15 protein-coding genes are annotated in these 17,056 nt (G+C 26.6%); 1 reads left to right on the top strand and 14 read right to left on the bottom strand.

Features of this window, described 5'->3' with window-relative positions:
* Nucleotides 1-202 precede the first annotated feature (202 nt).
* From KGF38_RS03165 to KGF38_RS03100, 14 genes are all read right to left on the bottom strand, one after another.
* Entirely contained in the window at nt 203-1,471 is a 1,269-nt protein-coding gene (locus KGF38_RS03165; RefSeq protein WP_054270558.1) for an McrC family protein, read from the bottom strand.
* On the bottom strand, nt 1,464-3,398 hold the full coding sequence (locus KGF38_RS03160; RefSeq protein WP_074179663.1) for an McrB family protein: 1,935 nt from the start codon (nt 3,396-3,398) through the stop codon (nt 1,464-1,466). The genes KGF38_RS03165 and KGF38_RS03160 overlap by 8 nt, the downstream gene beginning before the upstream one ends.
* A 27-nt stretch (nt 3,399-3,425) precedes the next feature.
* On the bottom strand, nt 3,426-4,148 hold the full coding sequence (locus tag KGF38_RS03155; RefSeq protein WP_074179662.1) for a cell division protein: 723 nt from the start codon (nt 4,146-4,148) through the stop codon (nt 3,426-3,428).
* A gap of 49 nt (nt 4,149-4,197) precedes the next feature.
* The gene (locus tag KGF38_RS03150; RefSeq protein WP_074179661.1) at nt 4,198-5,175 is read right to left on the bottom strand and encodes a helix-turn-helix transcriptional regulator; all 978 of its coding nucleotides are present in this window, start codon (nt 5,173-5,175) and stop codon (nt 4,198-4,200) included.
* Between the two features lie 57 nt (nt 5,176-5,232).
* Entirely contained in the window at nt 5,233-5,733 is a 501-nt protein-coding gene (locus KGF38_RS03145; protein WP_074179660.1) for a QueT transporter family protein, read from the bottom strand.
* Between the two features lie 283 nt (nt 5,734-6,016).
* On the bottom strand, nt 6,017-6,325 hold the full coding sequence (locus tag KGF38_RS03140) for a hypothetical protein (RefSeq protein WP_054270563.1): 309 nt from the start codon (nt 6,323-6,325) through the stop codon (nt 6,017-6,019).
* A 140-nt stretch (nt 6,326-6,465) separates the two neighbouring features.
* The gene (locus KGF38_RS03135; RefSeq protein ID WP_054270564.1) at nt 6,466-8,730 is read right to left on the bottom strand and encodes a xanthine dehydrogenase family protein molybdopterin-binding subunit; all 2,265 of its coding nucleotides are present in this window, start codon (nt 8,728-8,730) and stop codon (nt 6,466-6,468) included.
* 3 nt (nt 8,731-8,733) lie between these two features.
* Complete coding sequence (locus KGF38_RS03130; RefSeq protein ID WP_054270565.1) at nt 8,734-9,183, bottom strand: (2Fe-2S)-binding protein; 450 nt, start codon at nt 9,181-9,183, stop codon at nt 8,734-8,736.
* Nucleotides 9,183-9,971 (bottom strand): FAD binding domain-containing protein, encoded by a 789-nt coding sequence (locus KGF38_RS03125; protein ID WP_054270566.1) that lies wholly within the window; start codon nt 9,969-9,971, stop codon nt 9,183-9,185. The genes KGF38_RS03130 and KGF38_RS03125 overlap by 1 nt, the downstream gene beginning before the upstream one ends.
* A 192-nt stretch (nt 9,972-10,163) precedes the next feature.
* Complete coding sequence (locus KGF38_RS03120) at nt 10,164-11,432, bottom strand: cation:proton antiporter (protein ID WP_054270567.1); 1,269 nt, start codon at nt 11,430-11,432, stop codon at nt 10,164-10,166.
* Nucleotides 11,433-11,778: 346 nt separating this feature from the next.
* Nucleotides 11,779-11,940, bottom strand: a complete 162-nt coding sequence (locus KGF38_RS03115) for a hypothetical protein (protein ID WP_054270568.1) — start codon at nt 11,938-11,940, stop codon at nt 11,779-11,781.
* 148 nt (nt 11,941-12,088) lie between these two features.
* Entirely contained in the window at nt 12,089-13,171 is a 1,083-nt protein-coding gene (locus tag KGF38_RS03110; RefSeq protein WP_074179659.1) for a lysylphosphatidylglycerol synthase transmembrane domain-containing protein, read from the bottom strand.
* Nucleotides 13,172-13,274: 103 nt separating this feature from the next.
* On the bottom strand, nt 13,275-14,870 hold the full coding sequence (locus KGF38_RS03105) for a putative ABC transporter permease subunit (protein ID WP_074179658.1): 1,596 nt from the start codon (nt 14,868-14,870) through the stop codon (nt 13,275-13,277).
* A 46-nt stretch (nt 14,871-14,916) separates the two neighbouring features.
* On the bottom strand, nt 14,917-15,624 hold the full coding sequence (locus KGF38_RS03100; RefSeq protein ID WP_074179657.1) for an ABC transporter ATP-binding protein: 708 nt from the start codon (nt 15,622-15,624) through the stop codon (nt 14,917-14,919).
* A gap of 254 nt (nt 15,625-15,878) precedes the next feature.
* On the opposite strand from KGF38_RS03100, the gene KGF38_RS03095 reads away from it, so the two are divergent.
* Entirely contained in the window at nt 15,879-17,024 is a 1,146-nt protein-coding gene (locus KGF38_RS03095; RefSeq protein WP_054270572.1) for a DEAD/DEAH box helicase, read from the top strand.
* Nucleotides 17,025-17,056: the final 32 nt, after the last annotated feature.

The raw sequence follows: 17,056 nt of genomic DNA, 5'->3' as shown, positions 1-17,056 counted from the left end.
AGTAGATATACTTTCTTAATCTTACACGCATCTTATATTAAACAAGCAATTGCGATGCCACACTTTACATATAAATGCTTTTCAAAATTTTAAATTTAAGATTTTTATAAATTTTTTTCTATACATCAGAAATTTTTCTATACATATAGAGTTATATTTACCCTTTTTTAAAGTATTTTTATTATTTTTATAATTCTTATTTCTAAAATTTATAATTAAAAATTATTTTTTTCAAATCATCTTTTGTGTTTTTCACATCATCTAATCTCACAGTTTTTGCTTCTATAAATTTACCTTTAAATGATTCTGATAATTTCCAAGAACTATAATTTTTATCCTTTTGAATACAAGGATATAACAATATGCATCTTTTTGCATTTTCATAGGTTGTTATGTATGCATACATCTGATATATATCACTTGACCTATAAAAAACATTTGAATCTACTTCAATAGCTTTCCATTTTGTATCAATTATAATTTCATATTCGTTTTTTAAATCGTATAATACTATATCTGGTCTTAAATTAAAATTTTTCTTTCCTGTTTGTTCATTTTTTAAGAGAAACTTACTCTTATCTTGTATATAAGTTTCTCTAGATGAATTGTCCCATATATTTTTTATTAAGACACCTATATATTCTTCATATAAAGTATTTATTTCAAATAATATAGAAAATGCTTCTTGATTGTTTTTACTATTATCCATTGATAAATTTAAAAGTATGAGTCTAGCTAGTAAGTAACAGTCTTTAAATCTATCATTGTTTTTATAAAATTTATAATCTAATAGTTTTTCTTTGTCTACATAAATTAAGTCTACATTTTGAAAATAGCTTAAAATTTTTTTAATCTTACTTTGAATTAAATTATCATTTATTCTATATAAAATAGATATACATGCTTTTTTAAGAACTTGATTCAAGAAATTATTTTCACTATATTCATCATACTCACATTTTATTTTCACTGGAGAAATTCCTCTTTCTCTTGCATATGTACTCAACAATATTTTACCTCTTATAACATTTGAATTTTCTATTTTATTTATATATTCAAAGTGAATGCCTCTTTTAATTTGTGTTTGCATATTTTCAATAAAATACATAACAAAGAAATTTAAAAGGTTATAATTTTTCAAACTTAATCTTATGCTTTCATTCATTATAAGTGGAATTTTATTACATATAGAAAGCATCTGTAATAACATTTCTCTATCTTTTGCAAGATTATCACTTAATGACAGTTTTGGAAGCACTTCAAGTATTACATTTTCAAAACATATAACACCTACATAGTTTATGAATCTAAGTTTTTTATACTTAATATCTATTATATTGCTCTTTAATACATCATTATTATTATCTATATATTTAAGCAATTTTTCATATTCAATTTCTGTAAGCTCATTTTCACCATTACCAACCCTTATCCATTCGTAAGTTTCTTTAACATATATATTTTTACTCATATATATTTTTTAACTCCTCACTAGATATGTTTCGCTTTATACAATAGTTAACTTTATTTTCAATCACATAAGTATTATTTTTTTTAAATAATTCAGAAGCTATAAGTTCTTCTTTATAAACAATATATTTATCTTTTTCATCTTTCCCTATACCACCTAAAATGAGACCTACTTTTTCTGAATCATAATAAAAATACTCTTGAAGAAGTGGTATTATTTTACTTCTAAATACTGACACTATATCATCAATATTATCTACATCAAGTAAGTAAGCTTGTCCAATTACATGGTCTCTATCATATAAAAACTCTATCCTTTTATTAATTGTATATAGCATATTTTTAATATCTATACCATCTACAATAGGCAATAAATCATAATCTGGCATAATTTCTTCAAAATTAAATCTTCTTCTCAAAGCTATATCTAAGAGTGCTATTGATTTATCTGACGTATTCATAGTTCCAACTATATACAAATTGGGAGGTAAAGAAAATTTTTCTTTTGAGTATGGTAATTTTACAATAGTTTGATTTGATTTAGTGAGTCTTTTATCTTCTTCAAGTAATGTTATTAACTCACCAAATATTTTAGATATATTTCCTCTATTGATTTCATCTATTATTAAAACATAGTTTTCTGATTCTTCAAAATTAAAACTGTCACTAGATTCTATATTTTCTAATATCAACTTCTTTTTTCTAGTTTTTATCTCTTCTAAAGTCAAATACTCTTTTTCCAACTCAAGATTCAACTTTTTTTCAAACTTCAATGCATCATAACATGCTTCTATAGATATATCTTTTAATATTCCATCCTCTGGTTTAAAATTACCTTCACCATCAGACTTTAGTCCTTCTATAAATTCCTCATATCCATATGATTGATGAAACGTACAAAATTCTACATTATTTTTATAATTTGTATTACTTATGTAATCTCTATCTTTTAAACTAGTTCCATTTATCAAATTACAAACTTCTTGTTTTGCATTATATGTTTTACCAGTTCCTGGTGGACCATAAAGTATAGTATTTAAAGGCATTTTATTAGTAAATCTTTTTATATACTTCTCAACTAGACTATTATTTTCAAATACGACCCAAGCATTTCCATCTATATTCTCTTTTTCATACTCTATCCACTTAACAGGTAAAAAATATCCTCCCTCTAAGATACTTATTTTTTCTATATCGAATCCTTCCATAACTTGACATACACCAAATACACTCTTCATTGTATGGTCATTTTCACAGATTACTTTCTCACTATTATATAACAAAATATAATCATCTGTATTTATGTTTTTAAGATATTCTAATTGCTCTAGGTTAGTCGGTTGAATAAATAATTCTTCATTGTCTATACATTCATCTACATTTTTATAATAATAGTTTTTTAGATACCATTTATTATTGTCACTTTCTTCTATCATTTTTCTCAATGATTTCTTATCTTGTAACTTAATGATTTCTAAATATGAACTAATATCATTATTACTTAATTTATAAAACTCGCTTGTATATACTTTGCAACTTGAAACTGCATCAAAGTTGTACATCCATTTCACTGGCAATGTATGCCCCAAAATATGACTTAATTCATAACCATCTTCAAAACTTTCATCAACTATACCAATAGATACACTACATTTAATTTTTTCTTCTATATTTTGATATGCCTTATATAAAAAATAATCTCCTTTTTTAATTGACATAAACTTTTTTATAAAATCTTTGTCATTACAGTTCTCATTGATATATTTTTCTGATTTTTTTCCCATATTGAATACTTTTTTTAGATTTATTTTTATATCAAAACCAAGTGCAATTATACTTTCTTCTCTAAAAACTTGTGGTGTATCTGTTTCTTGATAAAAAAATTCTTCCATTAACCAATACTCTGCAATCCTTATATTTTCAGACATATCTTTCTCCTTAATATCTAAAATATGCTAATTATACAATAAAGCAACTTTAATCTTTCCACCTAAATTTTCTTTTAAGTATAAAGAGAATATCACTTCATATTTTTCTTCTATCTTACTTTGAATATTATTTATTAAATCATTCAATTCTACTAGAGAAAAATCCATATTTCCTTCAACAAATACAATGCCTTTTTTATTTAAAAATTCTTCACCAAGATATTCCATTCTCTCAAATAAAGTGTTCGCCATTTTACTATATTCTTTTGTATCTTCAAATTCTTCAAAAGAATACTTAATTCCTTTATCTCCTATAATCGCTTCTTTTAAGTCAGTTATATCTATATTTATCATACAAGAATCTGAAATAGACTCTATCATAATATTCATCAAATCAACAAATTTAAAAATACTATCTCTATTGATTTTAAATTCTCTTCCAAGTTCCAAATCTTCTTTATTTTCCTTATCAGAACAATTCATTCCTATAGATAAAATTCTTCTTTCATTTGACATATATGAAATAGCTTTTATAATTTCTCTACTTTGTTTATCTTCAGTTGAATAGGCTAAAAATAATATGTCTACTCCGTCTAAAAGACTTCTTACATATTCTTTCTCAACTTCTTGATTTACATTGATTCTTTCTATGTCTATATTTTCTTTTATTTTTTCTTCTATTTCATTTATTATATTGATGCCTTCAGCCCCAATACCAATTATCTTAGCATTCTTATTAAAATCTTCCATTATAATACATTTCTCCTTAATGATTATTTAGTTTTAACATTTTTAAATATTATAACATATTTTCTTCAAAAAAATATTTTAACTCCTTAGCCTTGTCATAAAGCAACTTATTTATAAATTTCGGCTCTACTACCCTTGCCTCTTGTCCTATTGAAAATAAAGTAGATACATACCAATCTATTTCATCATGCTTTATAAATGTATCAATTATACCACTTCCATCTTCATTCATCTTTATATCTAAATCATAAGAATCATTCTTTAGTTTCAATACACCTTCTTCAGTCAATAGTACACATAGTTTAGTATTTTCATCAAATTCCTTAGCAAATTGCATATTTTCATATGCTTCCATATATACTGTGTCTATCCACTCTTTCAAACTTATATTTTTCTTTTTGCTATTTCCTATCCTTTTAAATTCAATTACATTTTCCATACAAATTAATATAATCTTATCACTCTCATAATCATACACAGGTGTAAACCACACACACTTCTTTAAAAATATACCTATAGGACATACATTTTTTTCCTGTAATTGATTTCCAGACTTATATTTAATATTTAAAATACAAGACTCTGATGAAGCTCTAAAAATTTCAACTATATCACTACTTTTATACATTCCTTCATTAGGTATAAACTCAATATAACTTTTTATATTATCTATTCCTTCTTTTATACTGCTTTTACGCTCATAACTTATTTTTCTTATTATAGAATCAATTTCTTTATCTATTAACATCGACCTATAAATTTGAAGTGACTTAAGAGCAAAGAAGATGGACATGACTTCTATTTCTGTAAATACAACAGGAGGTATATAACTATTATTTAAAACCCTATATCCTCCATTCCTACCCTTCTCTGTCTGAATTGGAAGTCCCATTTCATTTAATTCTGTCAAGTATCGTTGAATAGTCTTAGTCGAAAGATTAAACTCTTCTGACAACTCTTTAATTGTAAACTTCTGTTTATCATTAATATATGTCCAAACATCAGTTAATCTTTTTATCTTTGACAAATAAAATCCCCCTTATTATTAATACTAATCTTAATCTATGAAATGATAATTTATTTTTTAAAATTTAATATCGATGACCTTCTTGTATTTTTTCATTAAGAAACTGAAAAATGGTACTCCAACTACTGTCACAACCACAAATTCTCCAAAACCTACCTGTATCATAGATAAAATCAAAGGAAGTCCAAAAAATATGTTTAACATCAATCCAACTACAACTGCATTTACGATAGTTGGCCATATAGAAGCTATAATCAGTGTGCCTTTACTTTGTCCACCTATTTTTCTAGTAAAATAAATCAAACTCCCACTTATAAATGTAGCTAATGTCCCAAATACTATATCAGGTACACCATATGGCCCTATAACATTTGCTAAAAAGCATCCTAATGTAAGACCTACTATGTATCCTTTATCTAAAAATGCTAAGAGCATCATAATCTCTGCTATTCTAAATTGTATTGGTCCATAACTTATAAATCCCAATGACAGAGTTAAAACAGCATAAATTGCTGTAACAACCGCTGTTAATGCTATATTAATACTCTTTCTTCTCATATCTGTCTCCTAGTAAAAATTTTATTGCTAAAAATTAATGATATAACTTTATTTTATACAAATTCTATAAACTTAAACAGTTATTTTATATAAACAAATTATTTTAACGAACTATTTTATTAATTCAATTTATATTATACAATATGATACATATAAACTCAAATATCTATATTTTAAATATATGTTATAATTATCGTATACAAATTCAAATTTAATTTTCTATTATTCTATAAAAACATTAAAAAAGAGCCTTAAAATTAGGCTCTAATAATTTATGTCAAAATCAATGAACTCTGCTATCTTTTAATTTAGATAATATCATCCAAGTACCTATGCAATCAATTTCTAGTTGTTTTTCTATCTCATCATACAACATTTCTTGATATGATGTATTTAAAACTACATTTTCAACAAGTTTAGAAATTTCCTCTTCTGCAAAGTCAATTTCTATTTGATTTTGTTTTTCTTTAAAGAACACTCTTACTTTTCTCTGACTTATCGAACGACCCTCAAAGCTGACTAAACATTCTAAAATGTTTTTATCTCCTCTAAAATTATTTACTGCTCTTATGTTATTTAGATTTCCAGCCAAAACATCATCCCCTTAGTTAATTTTATATTTTATAAGTAAAATTCATAATATTATAATAACTACTTATTAAATATCTTTCAACAGGTATGACATAACTGGTTGTTTAACATGTAAAACTAGTCTAAAATCTTCATAAATAATTATTTATTCATTGCCATGAATACTTTTTCAGGTGTAATAGGAAGTGTATTTATTCTCACGCCAACCCCATTAAATACAGCTTCTTGTACAGCTGGCAAAGGTGTATTTATAACAACTTCTCCAACTGACTTAGCACCAAATGGCCCTGTTGGTTCATAAGTTTCAACAAAATCTACTTCTACATTTCCAATATCACATCTAGCCGGAATCTTATATTGCATAAATGTATTCGTATCCATACTACCTTTTTCTGTGTATCTAACTTCTTCAAATAAGGCCATTCCAATCCCTTGAACAATTCCACCTTCAACTTGTATCTTAGCTAGATTTTTATTTATAACTGTTCCACAGTCTACTATAGCCACATAATTTACTAAATCAACCTTCCCAGTTTCTTTATCTATTTCAGTTTCTGCAAAACCAGCTATAAAAGGTGGTGGTGATACTGGGCTACCATGAGAAGCAAGACCTATCAATTGATTAGTGTCAGGCCCAATTGTAGAATCCACTGCTATATCAAATAATAATGTGCTACCTTTTTTACTAGTTAAGTTTACACCATCAAATTCTACTTCATCTATATCAACACCTAGTTTAGTAGCTCCAGCAGAAATTATTTTTGCTCTTAAGTCTTGAGCAGCTTTAACTACTGCCATACCTGTTACATAAGTAGTACTTGAAGCATATGAACCTGGGTCATATGGAACTAAGTCAGTATCAGCCGATATGACTGTTATATTTTCGATACTCGTTTCAAGTACTTCAGCAGCCATTTGGGCTAGGATTGTGTCACTTCCTGTACCCATATCAGTAGAACCTATCATAAGTGTATAATCTCCACAGTCATTCAATTTAATTTCAGCTGAAGACTTGTCAAGACCTTGTATACCAGAACCTTGCATAGTAATTCCCATACCAACACTTCTAACCTTTCCATTCTCAAGATGTTTACAAGGATATTTTTCATCCCATCCAATAAGCTCTTTACCCTTATTTATACATTTTACTAAATCCACACTATTTAAAGTTTTTCCATATGCAAATGTAGTCTCACCTTGTGTTACTACGTTTTTTAACCTTAAATCTGTTGGGTCCATTTTTAATTTATCAGCAAGCATATTTATAGTTGATTCAACAGCAAAGCATCCTTGAGAAGCTCCATAACCTCTAAGTGCTCCTGCTGGCATTTTATTAGTATATACTACATCTGCAATGAATCTTGTTGCTTCAACTTTATTATACATTGGTAAAGTTTTTTCTCCAACCAAACCAATAGTTGTAGAGGCATGCTCTCCATATGCACCTGTATCAGAAAGTGCATTTATATCTATAGCTTTTATTATTCCATCATTAGTAGCACCTAGTCTAACCTTCAATCTCATCGCATGTCTACTTGTTGAACAATTAAAAGTTTCTTTTCTATCATAAATTATTTTAGCTGGTTTACCTGTTTTTAAAGTTACAATTGCTGAGAAAATCTCCACACATGCAGTTTGTTTTCCGCCAAATCCACCACCAATTCTAGGTTTTATGACTCTAATTTTACTAGCTGGTAGCTCTAATGCACGAGACAAATGTCTTTTAACATGAAATGGTATTTGAGTTGAACTTACTACAACCAATCTACCAGTGTGGTCTAAATAATTGTATGCTCTATATGTCTCCATCATTGCGTGCGCTTGTGCTTGAGTATAATAAGTTTCTTCAATTACTATATCACAATTACTTAGTACTTTGTCCATATCACCTTTAGTATAATCATGATGTGATACTATATTATTTTCTCTCTGCATACCTATGTCAAAGTTACAATGTCTATCCTCATCATGAACTACAACTTTATTCCCTATTGCTTTTTCAAAATCCAAAACAGGAGTAAGTACTTCATACTTTACCTTGATAAGATTCATTGCCTTAATTGCTGTTTTTTCATCCACAGCAGCAACTATAGCTACTTCATCACCTACATACCTAACAACATCTTCAAGAATTAATCTATCATATGGAGATGGTTCTGGATATGTTTGACCAGCAAGTGTAAATCTAGATTTTGGTACATCTTTATATGTTAAAACACATTCAACACCATCAACCATTTCTGCCTTTGATGTATCTATATCTTTTATTTTTGCATAAGCATGAGGACTTCTAAGTATCTTTACCACCAAAGCATCTTTTGCTGATAAATCATCTGTATACACAGGTTTACCTGTTGTAATACTCATTCCATCTATTTTTTTGATTCCTTTTCCAACTATATTCATGTTCTACTTTACCTCCAGATAAGTTTTGATAGCTCTTAACTGTCCCATATATCCTGTACATCTGCATAGATTTCCTGTCAGATAATGTTTTATTTCTTCATCTGTAGGATTTTCAAGCTCATCTTTCATTGCAAGTACAGTAAGTATAAAACCAGGAGAACAGAATCCGCACTGCTCAGCACCTTCTTTTACCAAAACTTCGCTAAACTCTCTAACTTCATCTTCTAAACCTTCAATTGTAGTTATTTCTTTATTTAAAGCTCTCAATGTCAATGTTGCACAAGATAATGTAGGTTTCTTATCAATTAAAACTGTACAGAGACCACAACATCCTGTGTCACAACCTCTTTTTACACTTAAATTGCCAACTTTCCTTAAAGTGTCAACTAAATATTCTTCTGGCTCTATATCTACACTTTTTTTCTTTCCATTTATATTAAGTTTCACTAACATTAAATAACCTCCATTATAGCTCTTTTTAAAAGTACTTTACTCATAGCTTTTCTATAATCCCTAGATGCTCTCATATTAGAACCAAAAGTTAATTCTTCTGACGCAATTTCTATTGCTTTATCTATATTAACTTCATTAGCTTCATTATTAGATAGGAATTCACTAGCTTGTTTCGCAATCGTAGCTTTTTGAGGTCTTGCACCTACACATAATTTAAATTTTCCCATGTGTTTTGATACAGATACATTTAGGAGAGGATAATCACTCTTTGCATTTCTTAGTGATTTATAAGAAGCATTTTTATTTGTTTTCTTTATATATACCTTAATTAGTAAATCTTTCTCATACTCTCTATTAAGAAACTCTTCCAGACTAATCCTTCCAGCTTTATATAATTCTACTTCTGTGTCTAATGAAAGCAATGCTACTATCAAGTCAGAAAAACCATATTTAGAGAATACTGTAGCTCCAACCGTTACTACATTTCTAAACTGAATTCCTATTATATCTTTAACTGAATCTTCTATTATATCTCCAAAATTTTTTTTGACTATTTGACTTGTCTCTAAGGTTCTAAAAGTAGTCATAGAGCCAATCTCAATATAATCTTCATCTTCTTTTATATAGTCTAAGTTTAAATTAGATAATTCTATCCCTGTACCTATTCTTTTTTTCCCCATTCTTAAAAAAGCACTTCCACCAATCACTTGATTAGTTTTTCTTTTATTTAAAATTGAGTACGCTTCTTCTACTGTATCTGGCTGTACAATATCCATAACCGTAAACATAAATTTCCTCCCTTATTTGCTATTCTTATTTTAAATACAACTAATTATATCATAGCTTCAACAAATTTTGATAATAAATATATCCAATATGTAAATTCTGTAAATTACTTCTACATAAAAAATGACTATTTCAACAATTATCATTAGATAATTTTAAAATAGCCATTATTATGTATTATTTAAAGTGAAATTTTAAAAAGTTGATACTTTTTCACTTATATTTATCACTTCTTCTTCTAATAATCCAAGTTTTTTAGCTACCAATTTTGTAGTACTTCCTTGTATTACTAACGTTATTAGTATAGTCATAAATACTACTGATGAAATTACTTCGTATCCAGGAACTTTCATTGCTGAAATGATACCACAAAGTGCAGCTGGTATTACTCCAGTTTCCCTTACCCACATCATAAATAACATTTCATTTTTACTCCATTTTGCTTCTCTATCCACAAGTGTACAAACTAAAACACAAAGTGGTCTTGCTATAAACATTAATACTAGTACTGTAATTACAGATGGTACAAAATATTGGCCTAATTGAGCTAAGTTAACTTGGCTACCTAATATTATAAATATTGCCATACGACAAATAGTACCTAAAGTTTCAGCAACATAGAAATCTGCATCATAAGATTTTTGACTTAACCAAATTCTAAAGTTTTTCTTATTACCAGTTATTATACCTACAATAAAGCAAGACATGTATCCACTTCCACCTAACTTTGTAGATAATTCATATGCAACAACAACTGAAATAACAGATATTATTGGTGCAAAATCTTTGAATATTCCATATGGTTTATCATTAACCAATTTCAAAAGCAGTATTCCTGTAATTAAACCAATCACAACTCCGACAATAACCATTGTCCCTAATTCATAAATATTTTCACTTAATGAAAATTTATTTGATAAAATTACAGCTAACACTGCTGATGTTAATATAGCTCCTGTTGCATCATTAAAAGCTGATTCACTTATTACAGTTTGTTTTACTCTATCCTTTATTTTTACTTGATTAAATATAGGTACAAGAGTAGCTGGGTCTGTTGATGCTATTATAGTTCCTGCTAGTAAAGCAGTCATTGCACTTATTCCAAAAGCAAAGCTTATTACTTGTTGCATTATAAAAGCAGATATCACAACTCCTAAAGTAGCTAGTAAGAATACAGATATCTTTACATTTCTCAACACTTTTAAACTTATTTCTTTTCCACCTAAGTATAAGATAAATGCAGAACCAAATGTAAGTATTAATTGATTTTCTATTTGAAATCCGCGAATATCTATAAATTTTAAAAATGATGGTCCTATTAGAATTCCTACAAGTAAAAATAGTACAACATCAGGAACTTTCAATATTTCGCTAAGCTTGCTACAAATTATTCCAGTTATACTTACAACAGCAAAAATCACCAATAAATTATTACTGGCAATTGTGTGTATAGATGATTCCATGTCAGTCTCTCCTCCCAATATGCATGCATTATATGACATACTCATTTATTCGTTTTACTATATAATTATAGCACACAAATAAATGTTATCAATCATATTTTTTCCTTCCTGCAACTTAACCTTCATTTTTGATAATTAAATAACGCTTCTATAATTTTAATATTTTTTACCAGTTATTAAAAGGTTGATTTTGTCAAGTTTATAATATATATATATTAATACTATCTATACATATATCTTTTTTAGATATTTTTCGACTTTTTTTCTTATTAAAATAACTTTAAATTTAACAATAAAACATTTCATTATATATTTTTTTTAAAACGTACTATTTTCAACATTTTCATTAACTTGGTTTATTCATTTTTTTCTTATCTATCCTATATCCAAGCATACTTCCTATATTTTTACTTGGATGTAATTCTTCAGCAATTTCAAGCTTGTTATGAAGATTTTTTTTCGTACTAAAAATATTACTTCTATTTTTATCTTTTTTATCTTTTTTCATATTTTATCCTTTCAAAACAATATAAATTTTTCTATTTATTACTTATTATTTCAAATTTCTATAGTTTTAATCAAAAAAGGGAAATTTCTCAATATAATATAGCTTATTTAACACTATATTCGTATCTAGAATTTCCCTAATTATTTTACTAATTAAATTTTTCAATAACTTCCTCTAAATTAGAACTTACTTCTTCTTCTTTTTTCCAATTATTTAAGGTATAATGTGTCCTAAACGTAAACATCCCCGAGATTATTAATATAAAATAGTATACAAATCCACTATATAATAGTACTGAATACCCTAATAACTCTTTGGGAATTATTTTTGAAAACATAGTAAAGAATGTAACTTCATTCGCTCCAACATTTCCTGGTGTTGGTACTGGCGATATTGCCATATACAAAAACACTTGTAGTGTCATTATATGTATGTAGGATACTCCTTTTAGATTTGAAGCTTTATACACACAATAGACTATACTAAAATACGCTATTAGTTGCAACACAGTAAGTAATATACTTAAAACTAAAACTCTCACATTTTTAATAAATATTTTTATAGAGTAATTATAATCATCAATATAATGATTTACTCTATCACGTTTTGAATCTAAGAATTTAAATGTCTTAAATTTAGATAAAAAATTAATCAAAATTTCTGCTACCATTTTTACTTGTTTTGGACTAAATACTATTAGTAGTCCACCTAACAACATACTTACATTCATAATCATCCCGACCGTTATCAAAACTCTAACAGAATGTATTTGTTGCATTAATAACGGCTTATTTAGTAAAATTAAAATTCCACAAAACATGGTAACTGTACTTTGAAACACCACTGTCTTGTTAGTAACTATAGCTACTGATTTGCTAAGGCTCACATCATATTTTGTAAGTGCATATATTTGCATTGGTTGACTCCCAGATGCAAATGGAGTAACTAAGTTATAGTAAAATCCCATTGTAGCCATTTTTATACCAATAAATTTTACTTTTGTTTTCTGAACTGCATTTATTATCAAATGAGTTACAATAGCTTCAATTAGCATATATACTAGTATTATTAATATTCCAAAGAATATATAAGCCTTATTTACCATTCTTATAATTTTAGGTATCATTTTTATATCTAAAGTGGTTAGCACTAAATAAGTAGTAATACATATCAAAAATAGCAAAAATCCATATTGAATAAAATCTTTTTCTTTTTTGGATAGTTTTCTCATTTATTTTCTCCTAAATTTTTTCATATCACTATATCATAGTATACTACTTAACATATTCTTTGCAATACTAAAAAAAATAAGTCTCTATTTGACACAAATACATCTATAAACTTTTAAAAATTTTTACTCCTTTAGTAGAAATAATTCTCCATATCATAAAATCTAGTATTAATGTAAGCACACTTGCTAAAACAATATACATATTTAAAAATGAAATTCCCATTAATATATATATACCTCCAAGTACAACTATATATATTAATGATGCTAACATTGTAACTATCATACTTGCACTTCTCTTTACAACTGCAACTTCATTTTTCCAATCAAGATTTGGATATAATAGATTTGTTAATAACCCCATCAAAGCTACAAACATTGAAAAAGTTGTAAGTAAACAAATTGATACAATAATAAATTGGACTTCAAAATCTAATTTTATAGACACTAATATCAAACACAAAATAGATAATGGTGCATTCAATAAAAAATTCATCAATATTTTTGACCAGAATATTTCTTTCTCATCTATTGGAGAAGATTTTAATATCCATAAATTTTTTCCTTCAAAAGAAATCGAACAATATGTTGTACAATTCATTACCATTATAAAGAAGAACACTCCTAATAACTGTATTTTTATGAGATTAAAATCAATATTCATTTTTAGCAATTCAGCCATTTTATCTGCCCCAAATAGTAATATTAAAATTGTACCTACTATTAGAAATAACAGACCAACAGATGAATTTAAAAAGTAAATGAATGAAGAAGAATATCTTTTAAACTCCTTTTTTAATAGAGCTTTTGATGGTCTTGAAATTTTTTGACTCTTAAACTCATAACTTTTTGACTTATAACTTTCACGCATTTTAGAATTTATATTTTTAAATCTTTTAGCAAATAAAGTTATAAACATAAAAAATGGTATTATTGATATTGATATAAATGCTAAAAAAGAAATTATACTTCCTGTTTTAAGAGCATCAACAAAATAATATGTAGGTGGATATATTTTTCTAATAGTTTCTGAAATAGATACACTATTCTTTAACATTTCAGCTGATATAGAATTCAGTCTTGACATAAATAGAGTATAAAGTAAAAGCAATATTACACTACCTATGATTAATACTAAATTTTTATATTTTATTTTTGATGATATCTGCCCTATAAATAAAAAAATTATTGATGATGCAACTATTGGTAATAGAGGCAAAGCTAAAAATAATAATATTAAATAAGGAAAATAAGCTATACTTACATCAGAATTAAAAAAATAAACTACTGCTGGTATAATCATACATACTGAAGAAAATAAATAGTTTGTTCCAATCAACATCAATATTTTACTTGCTAGTATAGTAGATTCTTTTATAGGTAAACTAGTCAATAGATCTAAATCTTTTGCTTGAAATAGATATGATGAAGTTTTGTATAATGATGTAACGATAGTTGTTAATGTTGACAGTCCAAACCCAAATATCAGTAACATTTCCATTTGATTTATCTGTTTCAAAATATCAACTAGAGAAAGACTTAAGCTAGTTACATAAAAAATTAGCAACCCTGCTATAATAACAATTGAAAATACCATTCCCATTATTTTTTGTTTTTCTCTTCCATCTGCTTTTTTTAAAGTATTCAATTTAAATTCATTTATTATATTAGTTTTTATTAATATACTTAGATTGTTCATGTTTTATCATTCCTCACTTTAGACACTATATTGTATAAAAAACAATTTATTTTTCTATTAACTCCAAAAAAATACTTTCAAGTGAATTACTTCCTTTAACTTCTTCTGTGCTTCCATAAGCAATTATATTTCCATCCTTTATTATGGCAATTTTATCACAAATTTTTTCGGCAACTTCTAAAACATGTGTTGAGAAAAATATACAACCACCTTTTGCACAGAATTCTTTCATAATCTCTTTCAATATAAACGATGCCTTTGGGTCAAGACCTACAAAAGGTTCATCAAGAATTAAAATTTTTGGATTATGTATTAAAGCTGAAATTATGGCTAATTTTTGTTTCATACCATGTGAATATGAAGATATTAAATCTCCTAATGCTTTATTAAGTTCAAACTTATTCGAATAATATTTTATTAACTCTTCTCTTTTATTTTTATCAACTTCAAATATGTCTGCTATAAAATTAAGATATTGTACACCAGTTAATGATTCATATAAATCCGGATTATCAGGTATATATGCCATTTCTTTTTTACATTCAACAGGTTGTTTTTTTATCGACTTAGAATTTACAAGCACCTCTCCCTCTTCAAAATCGTGTATCCCAACAATTGCCTTAATAGTAGTAGTTTTACCTGCACCATTATGACCTATAAACCCAAAAAGCTCTCCATCATTTACATCAAATGAAATATTATTTACTACTTTCTTATTTTTATATGATTTAGATACATTGATTATCTTTAACATAATTTCCCTCCATATTATAGTTTTGATAGTTGTTATATATAATATATAACAACTATCAAATAATTACAACTTTTATTTGTTTATTTTTAAAGTTTAGAAAATACAAAACCATTAGAAATATGGAAATATAAATTATATTTACTTCTAAATTACACATAATTATAAAAGAATATATAGTTCGATTTGCTTAAACAATGTATAATAAAAAATAGTTGACTATAATAATATTAATGATTAAATAGAAGGAGCAAAACATGAATACATTTGAACAATTAAAAATAAGTTCTACTTTGATAGATGGGCTTAAAAAACAAGACATAACTTCTCCAACAGAAGTTCAGTCACTTGCTATAGAAAATATAATACAAAATAAAGATTTATTGATTAATTCTCAGACTGGAACAGGAAAAACACTGGCATATCTTCTACCTATATGTGAAAAAATTGATACATCAAAAAGAGAGACACAAGCGCTTATACTTGCACCTACACATGAACTAGTAATGCAGATTACAAACCAAGTTGAATTATTAGCTAAAAACTCAGAAATTCCTTTAACTTCTTTAGCTTTAATTGGGGAAGTAAATATACAAAAGCAAATAAAAAACATAAAAACAATAAAACCACATATAGTAATTGGTTCTTGTGGAAGAGTTTTAGACTTAATAAAACAAAAGAAATTAAAATCACATAATATAAAAACTATCGTCTTAGATGAAGTAGACAATCTATTGAATGGAAAAAATATAACTTGTATAGAAGATATAATAAGAACTACATTAAGGGATAGACAGATTATAGGATGTTCTGCAAGCCTTACTGATAATACTATAAAAATTTGTGATAAAATTATGAAAGAATTTGAAATAATAAAAACGAAAGAAAAGTCACAAATAAATCCTAATATAAATCACTCATATTTATTAGGTGAAATAAGGGATAAATTTAATTTTCTTAGAAAAACATTAGCTGCCACAAATCCAAAAAGAGCAATTGTATTTGTAAACAACGAAAAAAATATAGAAGTCCTAGTATCAAAACTAAATTATCATAATTATAAGGCAATTGGAATCTTTGGAAACATGGCAAAAGAAGATAGAAAAAATGCAATAAATAAATTTAAACTTGGAAAAGCAAAAATTTTAATTACAACTGATTTATCTGCTCGTGGGCTAGATATAGTAGATGTAAGTCATGTTTTTAATTTAGATTTTCCAAAAAGTAAAAATGAATACTTGCATAGATGCGGCCGAACTGCTAGAGGGAATCGAGATGGTAACACAATCTCAATAATAACAAAACAAGAATTAGATGTGATAAAGGATTTACAAAAAGAATTTAATATAACAATTGTGCCTAAAATTTTACAAAATGGAAAGCTAATAGATACAGTTAAATAATTTAACAAATACAAAAGAGCTGTAATTTCTCA

It is taken from the genome of Clostridioides sp. ZZV14-6387, assembly GCF_020657835.1.
Classification (GTDB): Bacteria; Bacillota; Clostridia; order Peptostreptococcales; family Peptostreptococcaceae; genus Clostridioides; species Clostridioides difficile_A.
This window is presented reverse-complemented; position numbering and strand designations above follow the sequence as displayed.